Raw genomic sequence first — 25,366 nt, 5'->3', positions numbered from 1 at the left:
CGGACCTGCCTACGCACAGGGTGATGCGTCGACCGGAAGCAATCCGGTACGGGAACAGCCTCGACTACTCGGGGCTGTTCCCGTACCGGTGGGACGTTGTACGACGGAGTCTGTCAGACGGTCTCCGGCCGCACGGCGTAGATCTCGTGCAGTTCGGTCCCCGTCAGGCTCGGGTCCTGGCGGGTTCGCGCGAGCAGGCCGTGGCTGCGCAGTAATTCGCAGCACTGCGCCAAACGATCGTCCCGGTCGTGCACCTCGGCCACCACGGCGCGGATGCGCGGCCAGTCCGTGTCGGCCACCCCGAGCAGTACGTCGAGTTCCGCTCGCTCGACATCGACCTTGAGCAAGCCGACCTCCGCGTTCGGACCGTGCTCGCGCAGGATCGCCGAAACGGTGGTGACCTCGACGTCCATGCGCTCACCCTCGTGCAGCCCGGCGGTGATGAGCGCGATCGCCTCGTCGTCGAGGCCGCTGTTGCGCAGATAAATCTCGGTGGCTTCGTCGTCCGCCGCGCGGTCGGCGTAGAGCCCGGAATTCGCGGAGGCTCGCGGGTACCAGGTGAACGGCGCACTGCCGGGCGCGGCGCCGACCGCGACTTGCAGTGCCACCCCGTCCGGCACGTGCATGCCCATGTTGCGCTGTAGACAGTCGAAGGTCGCCGGGGCCGGCTCGGCGGCGATCACTCGCACCCCGGGGCAGGTGTCGGCGAACATCATCGCGCTCAGCCCGATGTTCGCGCCGATATCGAGTGCGATGTCCCCCGGTCGCAGGAGCGCGGCGGCTAGCCGGTAGAAACCGTCGGTCGACATCTCGCCCCACAACATCCGCGCCTCGGCCGGACTGGTGCAGGCGACCGTCCTGCCGTCCTCGAGCCGGAGTTGCTGGAGTTGATCGAGAGTCTTCAGCATTCGTTCAAGAACCTTTCGAGGATCGGGCCGATGACGGCCAATGCGTGCGGGTGGGTCAATTCGAGATGCCGTGCGTCGACGACCGTGTTGTGCAGGTCGCCGGTGATGAAGGGCCGCCACGTCCGCAGGACGGCGTCGCCGTCCGCGCGGTCTTTCCCCGCGGTGAAGAAGACCAGGTCGCCGTCGAAGACGCCCGGCTGGTACTCCTCGGCGATGGCGGTGGCGGTCTGGAAGCTCTCCATCACCCGGTCGACCTGTTCGGCGGTGAACATGCCGCTGGCGGTCACCTGCGCGCGGATCACCGCCCATGCCTGTTCGTGGGTATCCGCGGTCACCTCCGCGCCCAGATCGAACAGTTCACGCCAGCCGCCGAGCAGATCGGCCATCAGTTCGCCGGGCGCGGGGTCGCCGGCGGTGGATCCCATCGACGCGGCCAGCGCCTGGGAGTCGCCGACGGCGCTGTCCATCATCGCCAGCATGCCGACGTGCTGCCCTTCCCGCTGAAGCCGGACGGCGACGGCATGGGCGATCGCACCGCCGAGCGACCACCCGAGCAGGTGGTACGGGCCGCTGGGCTGCAGTCGGCGAATCTCGGCCGCATAGCGTTCGGCCAGTTCGTCGACGGAACGCGCACCCGGTTCGCCCGCCACGACGTGGGGATCCTGCAAGCCGTAGACCGGCCGGTCCTTGTGCAGATGCTCGACCACGCCGCCGTAGAACCACGCCAGACCGCCCGCGGGGTGCACCGCGAACACCGCGGGCTTCGCGCCCTGCGCCCGCAGCGGCAGCAACACTTGCAGGCCCGAGCCGCCCGCCGCGCCGTCGGCCCTGGCCGCCAGCGCTCGCGGCGTCGCGTCGTCGAACATCCACGGCAACTGGATGGTCACACCGCGACCGCGCAATTCGGTCACCACCATCGTGGCCAGCAGCGAGTTGCCGCCGAGATCGAAGAACCCGTCCGTCGCCCCGACGCGCCGGACACCCAGAACCTGCGCGTAGACGTCGCTGATCACTTTCTCCGTGTGCGTCCGCGGCTCCGCGAACGCGGCCGTCGATTCCTCGAACTCGGGCGCAGGCAGCGCTTTTCGATCGAGCTTGCCGTTGACCGTCAACGGCAGTGCGGGCAGCACCATGATCGTGGCGGGCACCATGTAACTCGTCAGGACCTCGGCGGCGGTCTCGCGGACCTCCACCGGATCGATCCGCTCCCCGCCGACGCCGACGACGTAGCCGATCAACTGGTCCACCCCGCGATCGTGCCGGTGCACCGCCGCCGCGGCCTGGGTGACCAGCGGGTGCCGCAGCAGCGCCGACTCCACCTCGCCGAGTTCGATGCGGAAACCACGCAACTGCACCTGCGCGTCTGCCCGGCCCGCGTAGGCCAACTCCAGCCCGCTCGCCGACCTCCGCCAGCGGCCCACGTCCCCGGATCGGTACAGCCGGGAGCCGTCGCGGTCGAACGGGTTGGCCACGAATCGGCCCGCGGTCAGTGCCGGGGCTCCCAGATACCCTCGCGAGAGCTGGCCACCGGCCACGTAGATCTCACCGGCGACGCCGATCGGCACCGGCCGCAAGCGGTCGTCGAGGACGTACACCCGCAATCCGGGGAGCGGCGCACCGATCCCGGCCGCACCTGCCTGAGCCGGCGTGACCTCGGAGAACGTCACGTGCACGGTCGTCTCGGTGATGCCGTACATGTTGACCAGCCGCGGCGACCCCGGCGCGTGCGCGGCGAACCAGCCGTCCAACCGGGACGCGTCCAGCGCCTCACCACCGAAGACGACATAACGAAGCGCCAGATCGCCTGCGGGGCAGCCCGCTTCCCGGTAGCGGCGCTCGGCGTCGGCGAAGCCGTAGAACGCCGAGGGTGTCTGGCTCAACACCGTCACGCCTTCGCGGGCCACGACCTCGACGAAGGTCTCCGGCGACCTGGAGGTGTCGTAGTCGACCACGACGACCTTGCCGCCGGACAGCAACGCACCCCAGATTTCCCACACCGCGAAATCGAAGGCGTAGGAATGGAACATCGTCCACACGTCGTCGGGTCCGAGGTCGAAGCGCTCGGCCGCGTTGGTGAACAGGGTGACCGCTTCGCGGTGGCCGACCGTCACGCCCTTGGGACGGCCCGTCGATCCCGACGTGTAGATCACATAGGCGACGTTGCCCGGTCGCGCAGCGGAAACCACCGGATCGGACGCGTCATCGCAATCCTCGAGGAGCAGGACCGGCGCGGCGCACTCCGGCACCGCCGCGGACATGCCCGCCGTGGTCAGCACCGCGGACGGACCCGCGTCGTCGAGCATGAAGCGCAACCGCTCCACGGGATACGCCACGTCCAGCGGCAGATATCCCGCACCCGCGCGCACGACGCCGAGCAGGCCAACCACCAGGTCGGTCGAGCGCGGCAACGCCACGGCGACCAGCGATTCCGGTCCCACGCCGAGTTCGGTCAGCCGTGCCGCCACCGCGGCGGCGCGCCGGTCCAGCTCCGCGTAGGTCAGCCGCGCCTGACCGTCGGTCACCGCGACCGCGTCCGGCCGTGCGGCGGCCTGAGCGGCGAACAGCTCGGCGAGGGTGGTCTCGGGCACCGCGACCCCCGCGTCACCGGCCGCGTCGAGCACCGCACGACGTTCCCCCGCGCCCACGAGGTCGATGTCGCCGACCGCGACCGCCGGGTCGGCGGTCACCTCCTCCAAAATCCGCACATATGCCTGCGCGAACCGGGTCATCGTCTCCTCGACGAAGAGATCGGTGGCGTAGGTCAGGCGTCCCCGGATGCCATCCGGCTGCCCCTGGGCGCCCGACCGTTCGACCAGGTTCAGGTTCAGGTCGGCCTGCGCCGGTTCGAATCCGTTCTCGACCGGCTCGACGATCAGGCCGGGCAGTTCCAGCGCGGCCTTGCTCAGGTTCTGGACATCGAGCGTGACCTGGTACAGCGGCAGATGCGCGGTGGACCGCGGCGGGTTCAGCGCCTCCACCACTTGCTCGAACGGCACGTCGGCATGCGCGAACGCGGCCAGGTCCGTTTCCCGGGTCGCCGCGAGCAGCTCGGCGAACGACTGGCGCGACGACACCCGTGACCGCAGCACGAGGGTGTTGACGAACATGCCGATCAGATCGTCCAGCTCGCGCTCGCCGCGGCCGGCCACCGGGGTGCCCACCGCGACGTCGCCGATCCCGGCCAGCCGCGAGAGCAGGACTGCCAGCGCGGCGTGCATGACCATGAACACCGTCGCGTTCGCCGCACGTGCGACCGCGCCGATCCGTTCCTGCAACGCGGCGGAGATCGCGAAGTCCACCGTGCGGCCGCGCATGGACGCCACCGGCGGGCGCGGCAGATCGGTCGGCAATTCGAGCAGCTCGGGCAGCCCGCCGAGGGTGTCCTTCCAGAAACGCAACTGCTGGGACATGACCGAGCCCGGGTCGTGCTCGTCGCCGAGCACGTCGCGCTGCCACAGGGTGTAGTCCGCGTACTGGACCGCGAGCGCGGGCCACGGCGGCGGCGTCCCTTGCTTGCTCGCCTGGTAGGCCATCGCCACGTCCCGGGCGAGCGGCAGCATGGACTGCCCGTCGGCGCAGATGTGGTGAACTGCGATGACCAGGACGTGCTCGTCCGCACCGAGCCGGAACAACTCCGCGCGCACCGGGGGCGCCTGCGTCACGTCGAAGCTCGCCGAAACCGTGGCGAGCACGAGCTCCATCAGCCGTTCCGCGTCGACCTCGACCGCGTCGAGTCCGGTCGGGACCTCCTCGACGGGCACGACGACCTGATGCGGTGTTCCGTCGGTTATCGGGAATTTGGTGCGCAGCGACTCGTGCCGATCGATGACCAGCGCGCACGCGCGTCGCAGTGCGTCGAGGTCGAGTTCGCCCTTCAGCCGGAGCACCAGCGGGATGTTGTAGGCACCCATCGAGGTGTCGAGCTGATTGAGGAACCACATTCGTTGCTGGGCCAGCGACAGCGGGACGAGTGCGGGGCGGGTGCGCGCTACCAGGGGCACCCGGACTGCCAGCTCGGAGGTGTCCAGCCGGGCGGCGAGCTCGGCGACCGTCGGCGTTTCGAACAGGTCGCGAACACCGACGCGCACGCCGAGCGCGGTGCTCAACTGGGCGGTCACCCGCGTCGCCGACAGTGAATTGCCGCCGAGGTCGAAGAAGCTGTCGGTGGCCCCGACCCGGTCGACGCCCAGGACGTGTGCGAAGACGTCCGCGACGTGGCGTTCGGTCTCCGTACGTGGAGCCGTCCAGGCCCGTGCCGCCGTGAATTCCGGTGCGGGAAGCGCCAAGCGGTCGAGCTTGCCGGTTCTGGTGAGCGGGAATTCGGGGAGCACCGTGCACACATCGGGCACCATGTGCGCGGGCAGCCGCAGCCGCGCGGCGGCCCTGACCTCCTCCGGATCCAAGCCATCGGAGCCGACCAGATAGCCGGCGAGCCTGCCGATGCCGCGCTCGTCCTTGCGCAGCACGACCACCGCGTGCTCCACGCCGGGCTGTGCGGCGAGCACGGCCTCGATCTCACCGAGCTCGATACGCTGGCCGCGGATCTTGACCTGGAAATCGCTGCGGCCGAGGTATTCCACGGTGTGTTCGGGCGTCCAGCGAGCCAGGTCACCGGTGCGGTACATGCGCGACCCCGGCGCGCCGAACGGATTCGCCACGAACGCACCCGACGTCGCCACCGGCCGGTTGACGTATCCGCGGGCCAGTTGCACACCGGCGAGATACAACTCGCCGACCACGCCGACCGGCACCGGTCGCAGCCACGCGTCCAGCACGACGGCCTCGACACCGCCGATCGGACCACCGATCGTGACGGTCTCGCCGGGATGCAGCGGATCGCTGATGCCGGCCAGAATCGTCGTCTCGGTCGGACCGTATCCGTTCAACAGCCGCCGGCCCGGCGCCCACTGCGTCACAATCTCCGGTGTCACCGCCTCGCCACCGGCCATCAGCACCCGCAGCGAATCCAGGCCTTCTGGCGACATCGTCGACAGCACGCTCGGCGTCATGAACGAGTGCGACACCCGCTGCGCGCGAATGAACTCCGCCATGTCGGGCCCGCCGAACACCTCCGGCGGCGGAACCACGAGCACCGCGCCGTTGGTGTGGGCCAGCAGCAGCTCGAGGACCACCACGTCGAAACCGGGAGCGGACGCGTTCAGCACCCGCGACCGGTCGTCCACGCCGAAGCGAACCCGTTGCACGGCGGCGAAATTCGCCAGTCCCTCGTGCGTGACGGCAACGCCCTTCGGCGTTCCGGTCGAGCCCGAGGTGTACAGCACATAGGCCGCGTCGCGAACGTGTGGCGTCCGCCGCCGATCCCGGTCGGTCACCGCGGCCGAGGACCGCGCCTCGATCGCCTTGCCGATTTCCGGATCGTCGAGCACCAGCCGCCGGACAGCGTCGGGAACCAGCCCTCGCGACGCCGCGACCGTGACCGCGACGCGAACCTCGGAGTCGGCGACCATATGCGCGACGCGCTCTGCCGGATTCCGCGGATCCACCGGCAGGAACGCGGCGCCGGTCTTGGCCACCGCCCACATGCCGACCACGAGTTCCACCGACCGCGCCATCGCCAACGCCACCTGGTCGCCCGGGCCGACGCCCCAATCGATCAGTTCGCGCGCCACACGGTTCGACCAGGCGTCCAACTCGGCGTACGACAGCGCGCGCTCAGCCGAAACCACCGCTGCCGCATCCGGATTCATCGCGGCACCGGCCGCAAGCAACTCCGCCAGCACACGGGGCGCTTCGGCCGGTCCGCCGGTGGCGGGTACCAGCGCACGGCGCTCCGCCGCCGTCAACAGGTCGACCGCGCCCAGCCGCGCTTCCGGATCGGTCGTGATACCCCGCAGCACGGTCTCCATCCGAGCGGCCAGACCGGCGGCCGTCCGGTCGTCCACGCGGGCCTGCTGGTAGCGGATCCGCACGTGCAGTCGGTCGGTCTGGTGGGCCTGCACCGTGATCGGGTAGTGCGCGGCGTCGCTTCCGTCCGCCGCGACCACCCGCATGCCGTCGATGTCCGCGTCGCCCAGGCCACTGCTGTCGACCGGGTAGGACTCGAAGACGACCAGCGTGTCGAACAGCGGGCCGGCGTCCGCCTCGGACAGGATCCGGGACAGTTCGACGTCGTGGTGATCGAGCAAGCGGGTGTTGTCGGCCTGCAACCGCCGCAGCGCGTCCGCCACGGTCGCGTCCCGCGGGACGTGCACGGCCACCGGGATCGTGTTGATGAACAAGCCGATCATCGATTCCACGCCCGGCAGGTCGGCGGGACGTCCCGAGACCGTGCCGCCGAACACGACGCGCTCGACGCCGAGCAGGTTGCCCAGGACCACCGCCCAGGCGAACTGCACGATCGTCGCCATGGTGACCGCCCGTGCCCGAGCGAATTCCACGAGCTCGGCGGTGACGGCGCGATCCAGCTCGACCGCGAGGTCGACCGGGATGCCGACCGTGGTGTGCGTCCGCGCGTCGGCGACCACCGTGGGTTCGGTGAAGTCGCGCAGGGTGTCGCGCCACACCTCGAGGCCGGTGGACGGCTCGCGCCGATCCAGCCATTCCAGGTAGCCGCGGTAGGACGCCGCGGCGGGCAACAGCTCGGCGCGTGCGCTCACCGCGTACAGGCCGATCAGCTCGCGCCACAGCAAAGGCAGCGACCAGCCGTCCAGCAGCAGGTGGTGAGCCGTCAGCACCAGCCGGTAGTCCTGCGGCCCCACCTCGATGAGCAGGAAACGCAGCAGTGGAGGATCGGCCGGATCGAACGGGATCGCCCGCTCGGCCGCGATCAGCTCCTCCGGCGTCGTCGTGCTGCCGCGCAGATCGACTCGCCGCAAGCGCACGACCGCGGACGCCGGAATCACCTGCGCCGGAACGCCTTCGACGGTCCGGACGAACGCCGCGCGCAAGTTGGGATGACGCTGCAGCAAGGCCGCCGCGGACCGCTCGAGCCGATCCTCGTCGAGCACACCGGCGAGGGCGAGGGTCGATTGCGCCGTGTAGACGTCGAGATCACCCGCCGCGAGTTCGGCGTGGAACAGCAGGCCGGCCTGCAGCGGCGCCAGCGACCAGACATCCCCGAGGGCACCGTAGCGGTCCGCGAACGCGTCCAGGTCGGACTGCGTGACCGCGACGAGCGGAACGTCGGTGGGTGAGAAGCCCCAGTCCGCGTCGGCCCTGGCCGCTACCGCGATCGCGGTCAGCGCCTCGACCCACGCGTCGACGAGTTCGGTCACGTCGTCGTGCTCGAGCAACCGCGACGCGTATCCGACATGCGCCGACAAACGCGGTCCCGCCTCGGTGTCCACGATGTTGACGTCGATGGTGAGTGCCGCGGCCGCGGGCATGTCCGGGTCGAAGGCGCCACGCCGGTCGAACGTCTCGTCGGTCGGAATCCACGCGAGGTCCGACAGTGCGGTGAGGTCGACGCCGACGCGGCCGAGATTGTTGAAACTGATCTGCGGCTCCGGCAGCGCGGCGAGCCGGTCGGCCGTGCCCGCGTGCAGGTAGCGCAGCAGGCCGTAGCCGATTCCCTTGTCCGGAATGCCGCGCAACTGCTCCTTGACGGCCTTCACCGCGGCACGCGGATCGTCCGTCTCCACACCGTTCAGGTCGAGCGCCACCGGATAGGTGTTGGTGAACCACCCCACCGTGCGGGAGACATCCGCGCCCTCGGCGATCTGCTCCGCCCGGCCATGCCCCTCCAGCAGGACCTTGACACCCGCGTGCGCGACGCCGCGCCGGTGGCGCCAGCGTGTTGTCGCCACGGCCAGAGCGGCCAGCAACGCGTCGTCCACGCTGCCGTGCGCGGCCTTCGGGACCGCGTCGAGCAACGTCGACGTGACATCGGCAGGGAGGGACACCGTCAGATGCCGGACGGTCGACTGGATGTCGACGGCGGGATCCAGTACCGCGCTGCCGAGCAGTGGGTCGGGGGCAGCGCCCATCCGGTGCCACAGCTCGAACTCTCCGGCGCGGGCCGCGGCGGCGTCGGCCACCGCGTGCGCCCACCGGCGCATGGACGTGCCCTGTGCGGGCAGTTCCACCGCGCGCCCCTGGGTGATCTGCTGCCATGCCGTCGCGAAGTCGGGGATCAGGATCCGCCACGACACACCGTCGACCGCCAGGTGATGAACGACCACGAGAGCGCGGGCTTCGGCCTCGACACCCGATTCCGGCAGCAGGCACACGACCTGCACCATCCGGCCCGCCGCCGGGTCGAGACGGTCGGAGGCCTCGGCCAACGCCGCTTCCAGCACCGCGGTGAACCCTTCGCTCCCCGGCGTCTCGTGTGCGCGGAAAGTGCGGGTGAACACCACGTCCGCGACGTCGGCGGCGCTGTCCGGCGGCACCTCCAGCCACTGTTCGCGCAGCCGCGCACGCAGCATGTCGTGCTGCTGGAGCACCGCCCGCACGGTCGCGGTGACGTCCTCGACCCGCGCGTCGCGCGGCAAGCGCACCAGCATCGATTGAGCGAACCGGGGGGCGGCGCCGAGGCGCTCGGTGAACCAGGAGACCACCGGGGTGAACGGGACCCGGCCCACGCCACCACCGGGCAACTCCGCGAGCGAGACCCGTTCGGCGGCCGCGGCGACCCGCGCCAGGCCCCGGACGGTCTTCTGCTCGAAGATGTCGCGCGCCGTCACGACGACACCGGCCGACTTCAACCGGGAAGCCAGCTGGATCGACAGGATGGAATCGCCACCGAGAGAGAAGAAGGAGGTGGCGACACCCACCGACTCGATGCCGAGCACGTCCGCGAACGCCGCCGCGACGGTCCGCTCCAGCTCAGTCGCCGCTGTCTGCCCGTCGTCGTCGGTGACTCGGAACACGGGTTCCGGCAACGCTTTCCGGTCCACCTTGCCGGTCGAGGTGATCGGCATGCGGTCGAGCACGGTGACGACCGACGGCACCATGTGCGCGGGCAACGCCGATGCGACGTGCTCGAGCACGGTGTCCGGGTCCACGTCCGCACCGGCGTCGGTCACGATGTACGCGGCCAGCAGCGGCTGTCCTCCCGGCCCGGTGCGGCTGACGGTCACCGCGGCGGCCACCTTCGGGTGCGTGAGCAGCGCCGCATCGATCTCCCCGAGCTCGATGCGCTGGCCGCGGATCTTGATCTGGAAATCGCTGCGGCCGACGTATTCCAACGTGCGCTGCGCGGTCCAGCGGACGATGTCGCCGGTGCGGTACATCCGCGCACCCGCTCCGCCGTAGGGATTCGCGACGAACGCACCGGCCGTCACCGCGCGCCGGTTGAGGTAACCGCGCGCCAGCTGGGCTCCCGCGAGGTACAGCTCCCCCGCGACACCGACCGGGACCGGACGCAAACGCGCGTCCAGCACCACTGCCTCCGCGCCACGAATCGGGCCGCCGATGGCGATCGGATCGCCCGGGCGCACCGGGGCGCTCATCGTGATCACGATCGTCGTCTCGGTCGGGCCGTAGATGTTGTGCAACCGGCGGCCGGGCGCCCAGGTGGCGATCAGTTCCGCGGGCACCATCTCACCGCCGACCGCGAGCATCCGTACCGACTCGAGGCCGGCGGGCGACATGGTGGCCAGCACGCTCGGCGTCAGGAAGGCGTGCGACACCTGATGCGTCCGGATCAGCGCGGCCAGATCCGGGCCGCCGAACACCTCCGGCGGCGACACGACCAGCGCCGCGCAGGCCGCGTGCGCCATCAACGCTTCCAGCAGCACCGCGTCGAACGCGGGCGCCGCCACTTGCAGCACGCGGGACGTGCCGTCGACCAGGTACCGATCGCGCTGCTCCGCGGCGAAATTGGCCAATCCGGCATGGGTGACCACGACGCCCTTGGGCGTTCCCGTCGAACCGGACGTGTAGATCAGGTAGGCGGCGTCCTCCACCCGCAGGACACGTCCCCGTTCGGTGTCCGTCACCGGCCGGTCCGACTGCGCGGCGATCTCGGCCGCCGTCCGTGCCTCGTCGAGCATCAGCCAATCCACACTGTCCGGCAGCGCCGCGTGGGTGGTCGCGAGCGTGATGCCGATCGCGGCGCCGGAATCGCTCAGCATGTGGGCGATCCGCTCGACGGGGTAGCGCAGATCCACCGGGACGAACGTGGCGCCGGTCTTCGCGATCGCCCACATGGCGACGTGATAGTCGACCGACCGTGGTACGGCCAGCGCGACGAACATGCCCGGCCCGGCGCCGCGGGCGAGCAGCACACGGGCGAGGCGGTTGGCCCTGCTGTCGAGTTCGGCGTAGGTGAGGGTTTCGGTGTTCCCGATCAGCGCCGTCGCCGCCGGGGCCACGGCCACGGCGGTGGCCAGCACATCCGGAAGCAGGCACGGCTGGGTGCCCTCGATGCCCCGCACGGGCACCAACCGTTCGAACTCGGCCGCGCTCAGCAGGCCGATGCGGCCGATCGGCCGCGCGGGATCGCTGACGACCGCCTCGAGGACACGAACGAATCTCTCGCCCAGCGCTTGGGCGGTCGACTCGACGAAAAGATCGGTGGCGTAGATGATCTCGCCGTCGATCCCGGCGGGCTGATCGCCCTCGCGGCGTTCGGTGACCAGCACCGTGAGGTCGGCCTTGGCCTGCGCGAGGCCGGGGTCGAGGACTTCGACGCCGATGCCGGGCAGCTCGAATCGGGCCGCTCGGGTGTTCTGCAACCCGAACATCACCTGGAACAGGGGCGAATACGCCGTCGAGCGCGGACGTCCGATGACATCGACGAGCCGTTCGTAGGGCAGGTCGGCGTTGGCGAGCGCTTCGAGGTCGACGTCGCGCACCTCGGTGAGCAGGTCGCGGAAAGAGCGGGCCTCGTCGATCCGCGTGCGCAGCACCACCGTGTTCACGAACATGCCGACCAGATCGTCGAGTTCCGGCCTGCCGCGACCGGCGACCGGCGTGCCCACGGTGATGTCGTCGCTGTGTGCGGTGCGCGCCAGCAGGATCGCCAGCGCCGCGTGCAGGACGACGAACACGGTGACGCCCTCCCGGTGGGCCAGCCGCACCACGGCGTCGTGCAGCGTTGCCGGCATCCGGAACCGGACGTTGCCTCCGTCGGTGGACAAAGTGGCGGGCCGCGGCCGGTCTGTCGGCAAGGCCAGCAACTCCGGGGAACCGTCGAGAACGTCGGTCCAGTACTCGATCTGCCGGGCGATCGGTGAGCTCGGATCGTCCTCGGCGCCGAGCGACTCCTGCTGCCACATCGCGTAGTCGGCGTATTGGACGGCCAGCGGTTCCCACTGCGGCGTGTGGCCGTTCACCCGCGCCCGGTACGCGGCGAACACGTCGCGCGCGAGCGGAGCCATCGACGCTCCGTCGGCCGCGATGTGATGGACCACGACCACCAGCACATGCGTATCCGGCGCGGTGCGATACAGCCGCGCCCGCACGGGCGCCGATTCCGCGACGTCGAATCCCGCCTCGACCGCGTCCCGGATCCGCTCGGCCAGTTCCGTTTCGCCGCTGACCGGCTCCGCTGCGAGTGTCACTTCCGCGTCGATCGCCGCGACGTCGCGCACCACTTGGCGGGGCTCACCGTCGATCAGCGGATACACCGTCCGCAACGGCTCATGCCTGGTCACCACGTCCAAGAACGCCGCCCGCAGCGCATCTACGTCCAGCGCGCCGGTCAGGCGGGCCGCGAAGCAGATGTTGTAGGCAGAGGAGGCGGTGTCGAACTGGTTGAGGAACCAGATGCGCCGTTGCGCCGCCGCCAACGGGACCGCACCCGCGCGTTGCCGTGCGGTCAGCGGAATCGCGGTGGACCGGGTCCGCGCCGAAATCCGTTCGGCCAGAGCGGCGATCGTCGGCGCGTCGAACACGTCCCGGATACCGACGTCGACACCCACGGCCGCCTGCGCCCGCGCGGCGAGCTGGGCAGCCGACAGCGAGTTGATCCCGATCTCGAAGACGTTCGCCGTCACGCTCACCCGGTCCGCGCCGGTCAGGTCGGCGACCAGCCGCGCCAGCATCGCCTCGGCGTCGGTGCGCGGCGAGACGAAGGCGTCGCCGGCGTCGAACACCGGCCGGGGCAGCGCCGATCGGTCGAGTTTGCCGTTCGCGGTGAGCGGCATCGCGTCGAGCACCTGCACGGCGTCCGGCACCAGGTAGGACGGCAGGGTGCGGGTCAGCTGCTCGCGGATCGCACGGCCGTCGGTCACCGCGCCCGGTGCCAGGGTGACGTATCCGATGATGCGTTCGGTCGTCACGACGGCCACCGCACGCGCCACCTGCGCGACAGCGCGCAGGGCGGACTCGATGTCACCCGGCTCCACCCGCTGGCCGCGCACCTTCACCTGGAAGTCGCTGCGGCCCAGGTACTCGAGCTCCCCGGTCTTGCGCCAGCGGACCAGGTCACCGGTCCGGTACAGCCGCTCCCCCGCCGCACCGAACGGATTCGCGACGAACGCGCCGCAGGTGAGGTCGGTGCGCGCGTGGTAGCCGCGCGCCAACTGGACACCGGAGACGTACAGCTCACCGACGACGCCGACCGGCACCGGCCGCAACCGCGCATCCAGCACGTAGACCTTCATGCCCGCGGCGGGCGCCCCGATCGGCACCGTCGCGGCGGTCGTCGCGTGCGGTGCGCACCGTTGCGCGGTCACCACCTCCGCTTCCGCAGGCCCGTACCAGTTCACCAGTTCCGCGTGCGCGAAGACGCGCTCCGCCGCGTCGACCGTGCGTTGTGCCAACGCCTCGCCCGCGACGAACACCCTCCGGATCGACGGCAGTGCCGCGACACCGGCGGATTCCAGCAGGACGTCGAGCATCGACGGCACGAAGTGCACGGTCGTGATCTCGTCGCGCGCGATGATCTCCGCGAGATAGGCCGGGTCGCGATGACCGCCGGGTTCGGCGACCACGATGTGCGCGCCGGTCTGCAACGGCCAGAACAACTCCCACACGGCGATGTCGAAGGTGATCGGCGTCTTGTGCAGCACCGCGTCGGAGGCGCCGTGTGGCCACTGCTGCTGGGCCCAGGCCAACTGGCTCACGGTGGCGGCATGGGTCAGGGCCACGCCCTTGGGGACGCCGGTCGACCCGGAGGTGAACAGCACGTAGGCCAGGTGGTTCGGCCGCAGCGGTGTGCGCCGCTCGGTGTCCGTGATCCGGGCGCCGGACAGGCCGCTCACGTCCAGCCGGTCGATCGGCGCGTACTCGAATCCGTCCGGCAGACCGTCGCCGTCGTTCTCGGTCGTGAGCACCAGCAGCGGTCCGGCCGCGCTCAGCACGTGCGCGATCCGCGCGCTCGGGTGGTCCGGGTCGATCGGCAGGAACGCCGCGCCTGCCTTCACCACCGCGTAGAGAGCCGTGACGAGCTCGGCCGATCGACGGATCGCCACCGCCACCACCGTCTCCGGGCCTGCACCGCGCGCGATGAGCCACCGGGCCAGCCGGTTCACGCTCGCGTCGAAGTCCCGGTAGGTCGAGGTGCTGCCGTCCGGCAGGCGAAGCGCCGTACCGTCGGGGGTGCGGGCGACCTGTTCGTCGAAGACGTCGACCAGTGTCCGGCCCGCCGCGGCGGAGCCACCGGTGTCGTTCCACTGCTCCAGCACCTGCGACCGCTCCGCCTCGTCGAGCAACCCGAGCGCCCCGACAGTGGCCTCGGCGTCGCGGGCCGCGGCATCGAGGACGCGAACGAATCGGTCGGCGAAGCGCCGCACCGTGTCCTCGTCGAAGAGGTCCGTGGCGTAGGTCAGGCGCAGCGTCATGCCGGTGGGCTCGTTGTGCGTGCCGTGGCCCTCGCTGATCATGAGCAGCAGGTCGTAGATCGCCGCGCTGTCGCCCGGGTCCACGTTCTCGACGGTGAGGCCAGGAAGCTCGACGCGAGCGCGGGTCATGTTCTGGTAGGCGAGCAGTACCTGGAACAACGGCGTGTGCGCCGTCGAGCGCACCGGGTTCAGCGCGTCGACCAACTGCTCGAACGGCACCGTGGCATGATCGAACGCCTCGATGTCGGTGCGCCGCACGTCGTCGAGCAGGCTCGCGAAGGTCTGATCCAGGGAGATCCGCGTCCGCATCACCAAGGTGTTGACGAACATTCCGACCAGGTGGTCCAGCGACCGGTCGCCCCGTCCCGCGTGCGGAACGCCGACCGTGACGTCGTCGCTGCCGGACAGCCGCGACAGCAGCACCGCCAGAGCCGCGTGCACCACCATGAACGTCGTGGCCCCGGCTCGCCGCGCCAGCGATTCCACCCGGCCTTGCAACTCACCGGGGATGGTCACCTGGATCACCGCGCCACGCTGGGACTGTTCGACCGGCCTCGGACGGTCGGTCGGCAACTCGAGCAGGTCGGGCACGCCCGCGAGTTGCGTTCGCCAGTAGGCGATGTCGCGGCCTACGAAGGAATCCGGGTCGTCGACGGAACCGAGGACCGCTCGCTGCCACAGGGCGTAGTCGGCGAATTGCACCGCCAGCGGCGCCCAGTCCGGCGCGGCGCCGCCGGAACGCGCCCGATACGCCGTCACCAGATCGGCGGCGAGCGGAGCCACCGAGAAGCCGTCGCAACTGATGTGGTGCGCGGCCAGCGCGAGCGTCCACGCCTCGTCCGACAACTGGTACAGCGCCACGCGCAGTGGCACGCCCGCGGCGACGTCGAATCCGGTGCCGCAGAATTCGGCCAGCCGGTGCGGCAGCTCCCGCTCGCCGACCGCCTGCGGGGTCAGATCGCACGTCGCCAGCACGTCCTCGGCGTTCAGCACCACCTGGGTGGGCGTGCCGTCGACCGCCGGGTACATCGTGCGCAGGCTCTCGTGCCGCTCGACGACATCGCCCACGGCGGCGGTCAGCGCCGCCAGATCGAGCTCGCCCTCCAGCCGGATCGCCAGTGGCACCACGTATCCGGGCGCCGCCGGGTCGAACTGATTCAGGAACCACATCCGGGTCTGCGCGTGCGACAGCGGAATGCGGTCCGGCCGCGGGATCGGGGTCGGCGCGGGAAGACCGGGAATCGCGCGCAACTGGGCGATACGCTCGGCCAGAGCGGACACGGTCGGAGCCTCGAAGATCGCGCGCACCGGGATGGTCACGTCGACGACGTCGCCGATCCGGCTCAGCGCGCGCGTCGCGACCAGCGAGTTGCCGCCGAGTTCGAAGAAGTCGTCGTCCGCGCCGACCTCGGGCCGGTCGAACAGTTCCGCGAAGACCGCGGCGATCGCCTGTTCGACCAGGCCACGTGGCGGCCGGAACTCGGACTCCTGGACGCTCGGGTCCGGTTCGGGCAGCGCCCGATAGTCCACCTTGCCGTTGGCGTTGAGCGGAATCGAGTCGATCCGGGTCACCGAGGAGGGCACCATGTAGGCAGGCAGCCGGTCCAGCAGCACGGCCCGGACCTGCCGGACGTCGAGCGCCGCGTCCGCGACCACGTAGGCGACCAGCCGCTGCTCGCCGCCGTCGACCCGTACCTGCGCGACGGCCGCGTGCACCTGCTCGTGCGCGATCAGCGCCGCTTCGATGTCGCCGAGTTCGATCCGCAGGCCGCGCAGCTTCACCTGGGTATCGGCGCGGCCGACGTAACGCAGGTTGCCGTCCTCGTCCCAGCGCACCAGGTCGCCGGTGCGGTAGAGCCGAGCGCCGGGCGCGCCGGCGAACGGATCGGCGACGAACGTCGCCGCCGTCAGCCCCCGGCGGTCCTGGTAGCCGCGAGCCAGCTGGACGCCACCGAGGTACAGCTCACCGGTCACCCCGACCGGCACCGGATGCAACCGCGCGTCCAGTACATGCACGGTCACGTTCGCCTCGGGCACGCCGATCGGCACCGCCACGCCCTCGACCGAATCGATCCGGTGCGCGGTGACGCTGACCGCCGCTTCCGTCGGGCCGTACAGATTGTCGATCCGCGCGTCGCTGAAATCCCGGAAGTGGCGCACGATCTCGGCAGACAGCGCCTCACCGATGCACAGCACCCGCCGCAGGTCGGGGAACTCGCGCGGAGTGGCCACCTCGAGGAACGCCGAGAGCAGTGACGGCACGAAGTCCACCGTGGTCACCCGATACTCGGCGATCAGCCGGGCCACTTCCCGCGGATCGCTCTGCGCGTCGGGACCGGCGACGACCAGGGCCGCACCGCAGGTCAACGCGGAGAACAACTCCCAGACCGAGAGGTCGAAGGTCACCGGCGTGCGCAGCAGCATGACGTCGCTGCCGCCGAGCCGGTAGTGCTCGCGCATCCAGCGCAACTGGTTCACCACCGCGGCGTGCGGAACCGCCACGCCCTTGGGCACACCCGTCGAGCCGGAGGTGTAGATGACGTAGGCCAGGTCGTCCGGGCGCAGCGGGCGCGTCCGGTCGGCATCGGTCACCGCGGAGGCGTCCAGCCGCTCGGCCTCGAGGTCCCCGAGCGCCCAGACCGGCACGTCGCCGGGCAGACTCGCCCGATCGTCCGGACGGGTGAGGATCGCGGTGGGCCGTGCGTCGGACAGAACGGCCCGCACCCGGTCGACGGGGTGATCCGGATCCAGCGGCAGGTAGGCCGCACCTGCCGCGTGGATGGCGTACAGCGTGGTCAGCAGGTCCACCGAGCGGCGCATCGCCACCGCCACGACGGTCTCCGGGCCGATTCCGCGCTGGATCAGCGCACGCGCCAGCGCGTTCACCCGGGCCGCGAATTCCCGGTAGTCGAGCCGGGCGCCGCCGTCGGCGTCCACCACCGCCGTGTGCTCCGGCGTCGCCTCGGCCTGCACGGCGAACAGGTCCGCGATCGTCGCCGCCGGCGCCTGTGTGATCACACCGCTGGACCGCTGCGCGATCCGCCGCGCTTCCTGATCGGTCAGCAGATCGATGTCGCCGATCGCGCGGGTGGGGTCGAGGACGATCGCGCGCAGCAACAGCAGGTAGCGATCGAACATCGCCGTGATCGTCGACTCGTCGAAAAGGTCTGTGGCGTAGCCGAACTCGACGGCCATGTCGCCCGGCTCGCCGTCCGGCGCCAAGGCGTCGACCAGATTCAGGTGCAGGTCGTATTTCGCCACGCTCGGATCGGCCATCTGCGCCGAGACCGTCAAGCCCTCGAATCGCACCGTCGGGATCTCGATGTTCTGGAACGAGAAGCCGACCTGCGTCAGCGGGGCGTGTGCCGTCGAGCGCGGCGGGTTCAGCACCTCCACCAGACGCTCGAACGGGATGTCGGCGTTCTCGAAAGCGGCCAGGTCGGTGGCCCGGACCTGATCCAGGATCCGGACGAAGGACGCTCCGGGCGCGATGTGCGTGCGCAACACCAGCGTGTTGACGAACATGCCGACCAAGCCGTCCAGCCCCGGCTCGCCGCGACCGGCGATCGGGGTGCCGACCGCGATGTCCCCGGTGCCGGACAGCCGCGCCAGCAACGCCGCGTAGGCCGCGTGCATCACCATGAAGACCGTCGCGTCGTGGCGGCGGGCCAGCGCGACCACTTCCCGGTGCAGATCCGCGGGCAGGGTGGCCGAGACCGTCGCGCCGCGGAACGACTGCTTCGCCGGCCGCGGACGGTCGGTGGGCAGGTCCAGCACTTCGGGCAGGCCGGCGAGGGCCGCGAGCCAATAGCGGGTCTGCGCGACGGTCGGGCTGTGCGGATCGTCCTCGCTGCCGAGCAGCTTCCGCTGCCACAGCGCGTAATCCGCGTACTGTACCGGCAGCGGCGCCCACTGCGGCGCTTCGCGCCGGACCCGGGCCCGGTAGGCGGTCATCAGGTCCGCGGCCATCGGCGCGAGCGAGGATCCGTCGAAGCTGATGTGATGGACGACGAGCACCAGGGAGTGGTCGTCGGGTGCGCTGCGCAGCAGCGCGACCCGGAACGGAACCTCGGCGGTGACGTCGAAGCCCACCGTTACCTCGGCGGCGACACGCGCCTCGATTTCCTCGGCCGCGACGGTCACCGGAGTCAGCGGGCGCAGCGCCGTCTCCACCGGCACGATCACCTGGTGCGGTCCGCTGTCGCTGTCGGGGTAGACAGTCCGCAGCGCTTCGTGCCGTTCGAGCACGTCCGCGATCGCCGCGTGCATCGCGGTCACGTCGAGGTCTCCGGACATCCGCACGACCAGCGGGATGTTGTACACCGGTGAGCTCGTGTCGAACTGGTTGAGGAACCACATGCGGGCCTGCGCCGGTGACAGCGGGATCCGGTCCGGGCGCTCCTGCGGGACCAGCGGCGCCCGGGTCGCCGCGTCGGCGCTGCGCAGCCGCTCGGCCAGCGCACCGATGGTCGGCGTCTCGAAAATCGCGCGCAACGGCACCTCGACGCCGAACGCGCCGCTGAGCTGCGCCGCGGCGCGGGTGGCCGACAGCGAATTGCCGCCGAGGTCGAAGAAGCTGTCGAGGACGCCGACGCGGTCGATGCCCAGCACGCCCGCGCAGATGTCGGCGACGATCTGCTCGGTGGCATTGCGTGGCGCGACGAACTCCACGCCGGGAGCGAACTCCGGTTCTGGCAGCGCGGCGCGGTCGACCTTGCCCACCGCCGACAGCGGCAGGGTGTCGAGCACCATGACCGTGTCCGGCACCATATGCGACGGCAGGCGTTGGGCCGCGTACTTGGTCAGCTCGGCGGTGTCGACCGCGCCGTCGGCGGGCACCACGTACGCCGCCAGCCGCGAGCCGCTCTCGGCGTGCACGCCGACCACTACTGCCGCCGCGACGGCGGGATGTCCGGCGAGCACGGCTTCGATCTCGCCGAGTTCGATGCGCTGCCCGCGGATCTTGACCTGGAAATCCGTGCGCCCCAGGTATTCCAGCGTGTGTTCGGCGGTCCAGCGCGCCAGGTCACCGGTGCCGTACATGCGGGTGCCCGCAGGGCCGTAGGGGTTGGCGACGAACGTCACCGCCGTGGAGGCGGGCCGGTTGAGGTACCCGCGGGAAAGCTGCACACCCGAGACGTACAGCTGCCCGGTCACGCCGACCGGGACGGGCCGCAACCGCTCGTCGAGGACCACCGCGTCGACGCCGCGGATCGGGCCGCCGATGGTCACCGGGTCGCCGACGCACAGCGGGTCGCTGATCGCGACCATGATCGTGGTCTCGGTGGGCCCGTACCCGTTGTGCAGCCGTCGTCCCGGCGCCCACACGGCCACCGTCTCGGCCGACACCGCTTCCCCGCCCGCCACCAGCACCTGCAGCGAATCGAGTCCGGCGGGCGACATCGTCGCCAGCACGCTCGGCGTCACGAACGCGTGCGAGACCTCTTGTGCGCGAATCAATTCCGCCAGCTGCGCACCGGCGAACACCTCCGGCGGCGACACCACCAGCACCGCGCCGTTCGCGTGTGCCATCAGCAACTCCAACATCACCGCGTCGAAGCCAGGCGCCGCCACCTGCAGCACGCGCGACCGGCGATCGACGCGATAGCGCTCCCGCTGCTCGATCGCGAAATTCGCCAAGCCCTCGTGGGTCACCGCCACGCCCTTCGGCTTGCCGGTGGAGCCCGAGGTGTACACCACGTAGGCCGCGTCGGCCACCCGGCAGGCGCGCAGGCGCTCCGCGTCGGTCACCGCCGCGGACGATTGCGCAGCGAGGAACGCCTCGGTGGCCGGGTGGTCCAGGACCAGCTGCCGCACGTGGCCGGGAAGCAGGGCATGCGACGCCTCGACACTGAGCGCGACCTCCACATTCGAGTCCGCGATCATGTGCGCCACCCGCTCGGCGGGGTAGCGCGGGTCGACCGGCACGAACGCGGCACCCGCCCGCGCCACCGCCCACACGCCGACCACGAACTCCACCGACCGCCCCATGGCCAGCGCGACCTGGTCGCCCGGCCCCACGCCCCAGTCGATCAACACGCGGGCAAGACGATTCGACCACTCGTCGAGCTCCCCGTAGGTGAGCACACGATCCCCCGCCACCACGGCCGGCGCGGTGCGCTCACCGACCAGCAGCACATCCGCGAGCACGCGGGGCTGCTCGGCACGACCGCCGGATGCCGGGACCAATTCCAGGCGCTCGACTCCGGACAACAGGTCCACGTCGCCGACGCGCGCCCGCGGATTCGCCACGAACGCGTCGAGCGTGCGGTTCAGCCGATCGGCGAGCTCTTCGACGGTCTCCCGGTCGAACAGATCCGTCGCGTAGTTGATCCGCAGCGCCACATCGCCACCCGCGGCGGTGTTCTCGGCGACGGTGACGATGATGTCCACCTTCGCCGGCTCGGCGCCGGGATCCAGCAGCTCGACGGTGAGTTCGGACAGCTCCAAGCTCGCCCGGCCCATGTTCTCGAACGCGAGATATACCTGGCACAGCGGCGCGTACGCCAGGGACCGCTTCGGATGCAGTTCGTCCACGACGCGCTCGTAGGGCAGGTCACTGTTGGCGAAGGCGTCGACATCGATGCCCTTGACGCGCGTCAGGAACTCGGTGAACGACTCCTCGGCGGACACCTCGGTACGCAGCGGCACGGTGTTGACGAACATGCCGATGAGCGGCTCCAGCGCCCGTTCGCCGCGACCGGCGACCGGCGTGCCGATGGTGATGTCCGCCGAACCCGACATCCGCGCCAGCAGCACGGCCAGCGCCGCGTGGACGACCATGAACGTCGTGACGTTGGCCGCGCGTGCCAGCCGCTCGATCCCGGCGAAGGTCTCGGCCGGGATCACCGTGTCCGCGACGTCGCCGCGCATGGATTGGCGGGCCGGACGCGGCCGGTCCGCGGGCAGCTCGAGGACCGGCGGCATGCCCGCCAGTCGCTGCGACCAGTAGCGCAATTGGCGGGCGGCGCGCGAATCCGGGTCGTCCAGGTCGCCGAGCAGACTGCGATGCCAGACGCTGTAGTCCGCGTACTGAACGCTCAACGGCTCCCAATCGGGGGTCTTCCCCTGCACTCGGGCCTCGTAGGCGACCGCGACGTCGGCCGCGAGCGGCCGGAGCGAGGACCCGTCGCAGCAGATGTGGTGCAGGATGACGGCCAGCACATGCCGGCCGCGGTCCGCGGTCGCCAGCAGCGCCACCCGGATCGGGGCGCGTTCGCGCAAATCCGTTCCGACGGAAGCCAGCTCGCGAATTCGATGTTCGATCTCGTCCGGGTCGGTCGGTCGCGGAGTCAGGTCGAGACCGGCGACGACCTCGTCGGCAGGCAGAACGACCTGGGTGCCCTCGCCGTTCACGGCGGGGTAGACGGTGCGCAGCGATTCGTGCCGATCGATCACGTCGGTGAGCGCGGCACGCAGCGCCGCGGCGTCGAGACGCCCGGTCAGCTGCACGATCAGCGGAATGTTGTAGGCGGCCGAGGTGGGGTCGGTCTGGTTGACCAGCCACATCCTGTTCTGCGCCGGCGCCAGCGGAATGGGCTCGGGCCGGGGCGCCGCGGCCCGCAGCACGGGCCTGCCGGAACTGCGTCCGGCCTCGAGATGCGCGGCCAGTTCCGCGACGGTCTGCTTGACGAACAAGTCGCGCACCGACATATCGCACCGGGTCACCTCCGCGATGCGCACGGCAGCGCTGGTCGCGGTGATCGAGTTGCCGCCGAGTTCGAAGAAGCTGTCGAAAACGCCCACCCGGTCGATGCCGAGGACTTCCGCGAAGACATCCGCGATCGACTCCTCGACGACCGTGCGGGGCGCGACGTATGCCGCGGCCGAATCGAAGACCGGTTCGGGAAGTGCGCGGTAGTCCACTTTGCCGTTCACGGTCAGCGGCACGGCGTCGATCACGACGACGCTCGACGGCACCATGTACTCCGGCAGTCGCCCGCCGACGTGGGCGCGCAAGGCGTCCGGATCCACGTCGGCGCCGACGGCGGGCACGACGTATCCGACCAGCCGGGCGGCCTCCGTGCCGGGCAGGTGCACGACGACGACCGCCGCGGCGACGGCACCGTGCGACAGCAGCGCGTTGCGGATCTCGTCCAGCTCGATCCGGAACCCGCGCAACTGCACCTGCTGGTCGGCGCGGCCGCGATATTCCAACTCGCCTCGGTGGTTCCAGCGCGCCACGTCACCGCTGCGGTAGAGGCGCTCCCCCGGCCGCCCGAACGGATCGGCGACGAAACGTGCGGCGCTCAGCGCGGGCCGGTTGAGGTAGCCACGAGCGAGTTGTGTTCCGGCGACGTAGATTTCGCCCCAGGCGCCGAGCGGGCACGGGCGCAAGCGCTCGTCGAGGACATACGTGCGCAAGCCCGGCAAGGCCGGGCCCACCGTGCTCGGTGCGCCTGGAACGGCGACGTCCGCGGTGAGACCGGTGTAGGTGACGAAGACGGTGGTTTCGGTGATCCCGTAGCTGTTGGCCAGCACCGGCAGATCCGGGTTGTGCTCGTACCAGTCGGACAGCCCGGCGGGATCGAGGGCCTCACCCGACAGGACGACCAGACGCAGCGACAGCTCGCCTTCCGGCTCACCGGCGTGCGTGTACCGCTGTCGGGCGGCCGCGAACTGGTAGAACGCCGAAGGGGTCTGGCTGAAGACCGTGACCCGCTCGCGTGCCGCGAGCCGCACCATGTCGTCCGGCGAGCGGCTGGTGAGGCCGTCCACCACGACGATCCGGCCGCCGCTGACCAGCGCACCGAAAATCTCCCAGACCGAGTAGTCGAAGGCGAAGGAGTGGAACAACGTCCAGACGTCGCCGGATCGGATGCCGATCTCGGCGCACGAGTTCACCAGATAGGTGGCCACGGCGCGGTGGCTGATCGAGACGCCTTTCGGCCGGCCGGTCGATCCGGACGTGTAGATGACATAGGCGAGGTGGTCGGGACGCAGCAAGCCGAGCCGATCGGCATCGGTGATCGGGTCCGCGGCTTCCTCGGCGGCGAGGACGTCCTCGAACAGCACGACGCGGCCGGGATCACCCGGCACGTGCTCACGCATGTCCCGCTTGGTCACCACCGCGATCGGGTTCGCGTCACTCAGCACGTATTCGAGCCGCTCGGCCGGATGGGCCGTGTCCAGCGGAAGGTACCCGGCGCCTGATTTCAGTACGCCGAGTACCGCGACGATCAGATCGGCATCCCGTGGCAGTGCTATGGCCACCAGCGCTTCCGGCCCCGCGCCGAGCGCGATGAGCCTGCGCGCGAACCGGTTGGAGCGTTCGTCGAGTTCGCGGTAGGTGAGAGTGGTGTCGTCGAATGTCACGGCGACTGCGGACGGCGTGGCGGCCGCCTGTCGGGTCAGCAGATCCACCAGTGTGGCCGAGGGCGATTCGCCGTCGCGGCCCGCGAGTTCCTGGACGATACGCAGTTCCTCGGCGGGGGCGACGAGCGGGATGTCGCCGATGCGGGCGTCCAGGGGCGCATCCATCATCCGGTGCAGGAAATCGAGGAACCGGTCGGCGTGCGACTCGAGTTCGTCCTGCCCGTAGAGGTTCGGATTGCCGTGCAGTTCGATGAGCAGCGGCGCGTCCGCGCCCGAGCGGTACAGGTTCAGCTGCAGATCGTCGAGCGCGCCGGAGGTCAGGGCGCGATAGCGGCCGACGGCCGAGCCGAGCCGAATCTCCGAATCGAAGAACAGGATGTTCACGATCGGGCCGTACGAATTCGCGGAGGAGTCGATCGCGGCCGACTCGCGGCGCAGATCCTCGAACCGGTACAGCTGGTGACGCATGGCCGCGACCAGTTCGGACACCGACGCGCGGACCAGCTCCTCCACGGTGGTCGAGTGGTGTACGGCGAAGCGGATCGGCACCATGTTCGCCAGCATCGCGGCGGCATTGCGCAGGCGCTTGGTCACCCGGGCGGTCACCGGCAGCGACAGCACGACATCCTCGGTGCCGGTCATCCTGGCGAGGAACGCGGCGAACGCCGCGATGACCACCTGCGCGGCGGACGCGTTCACCTCCTCGGCGTAGCGGTCGAGCCGGTCGGACAGGCGTGCGGGCAGCTGCAACCCGGCCACGCGGTCGACCTTGCCGGAACGGGCTGTGCGGCCGGACAGACTGACCGGCTTCGGCAGGTCGGAAACCTTGTTCATCCAATACGCTTTGTCCGCCTCGTATCGCGAGCTGGCGCGATAGGCGTGCTCCGCCTCGACGATGTCGTGCAGGCTCGCCGCGTCCAGTCGCGTCGGCGGCCTGCCCTCCAGCAGGGCGTTGTAATGCTCGGCCATCCGGGTCAAGCTGTTGAAGGCGCCGTACCCATCGATCACCAAATGGTGCGCGCGGCCGTACCAGAAGTAGTGGTCTTCGCCGACCCGGATGAGCCTCGTCTCGGTGAGCCGGTCGCGGCTCAGATCGACCGCCTTCGTGTTGTAGTCGCGGCGCATCCACTCCATCGCCGTCGCGACCGGATCCTCCGCATCGCTGAAATCCAGCACCGGCTCGTCATAGATGATGCCGCGGTCGACGAATTGATAGGGGCGGCCGTCGGATTCGACCACGCGCACCACCAATGACTCGGTTTCGTGACCGCCGTCGTTCACCGCCTGGGTGAACGCGTCGTAATCCACCGGGCCCTCGATCTCGACACAATGTGCGATGTTCACAGCCGGTCCGCCGGGCACATGGTCCGCGAGCCACATGCCGTACTGCGCACTCGAGAGCGGGATCAGCCCCAGATCGCCGTCGGCGGTTCCGTCTGACTTCAGATTCAT

2 protein-coding genes are annotated in these 25,366 nt (G+C 70.4%); both read right to left on the bottom strand.

Going from position 1 to position 25,366, the window contains the following annotated elements; genetic code table 11:
- Positions 1–113 precede the first annotated feature (113 nt).
- A complete protein-coding gene (locus ABZ552_RS25165) occupies positions 114–908 on the bottom strand; it encodes an FkbM family methyltransferase (protein ID WP_357440139.1) in 795 nt (264 codons plus the stop codon).
- Positions 902–25,366 (bottom strand): non-ribosomal peptide synthase/polyketide synthase, encoded by a 24,465-nt coding sequence (locus tag ABZ552_RS25160; RefSeq protein ID WP_357440136.1) that lies wholly within the window; start codon positions 25,364–25,366, stop codon positions 902–904. The genes ABZ552_RS25165 and ABZ552_RS25160 overlap by 7 nt, the downstream gene beginning before the upstream one ends.

Origin of the sequence: Nocardia sp. NPDC019219, from assembly GCF_040632645.1 — a bacterium.
In the GTDB taxonomy this organism is placed as follows: Bacteria; Actinomycetota; Actinomycetes; order Mycobacteriales; family Mycobacteriaceae; genus Nocardia; species Nocardia sputorum.
The sequence above is the reverse complement of the archived record's forward strand: the minus strand, read 5'-3'. Positions and strand labels throughout refer to the sequence as shown.

Bases quoted from the DNA above. Each gene is read 5' to 3' on its own strand.
- ABZ552_RS25165 (WP_357440139.1), bottom strand. From the start codon at position 908: ATGCTGAAGACTCTCGATCAACTCCAGCAACTCCGGCTCGAGGACGGC.
- ABZ552_RS25160 (WP_357440136.1), bottom strand. From the start codon at position 25,366: ATGAATCTGAAGTCAGACGGAACCGCCGACGGCGATCTGGGGCTGATC.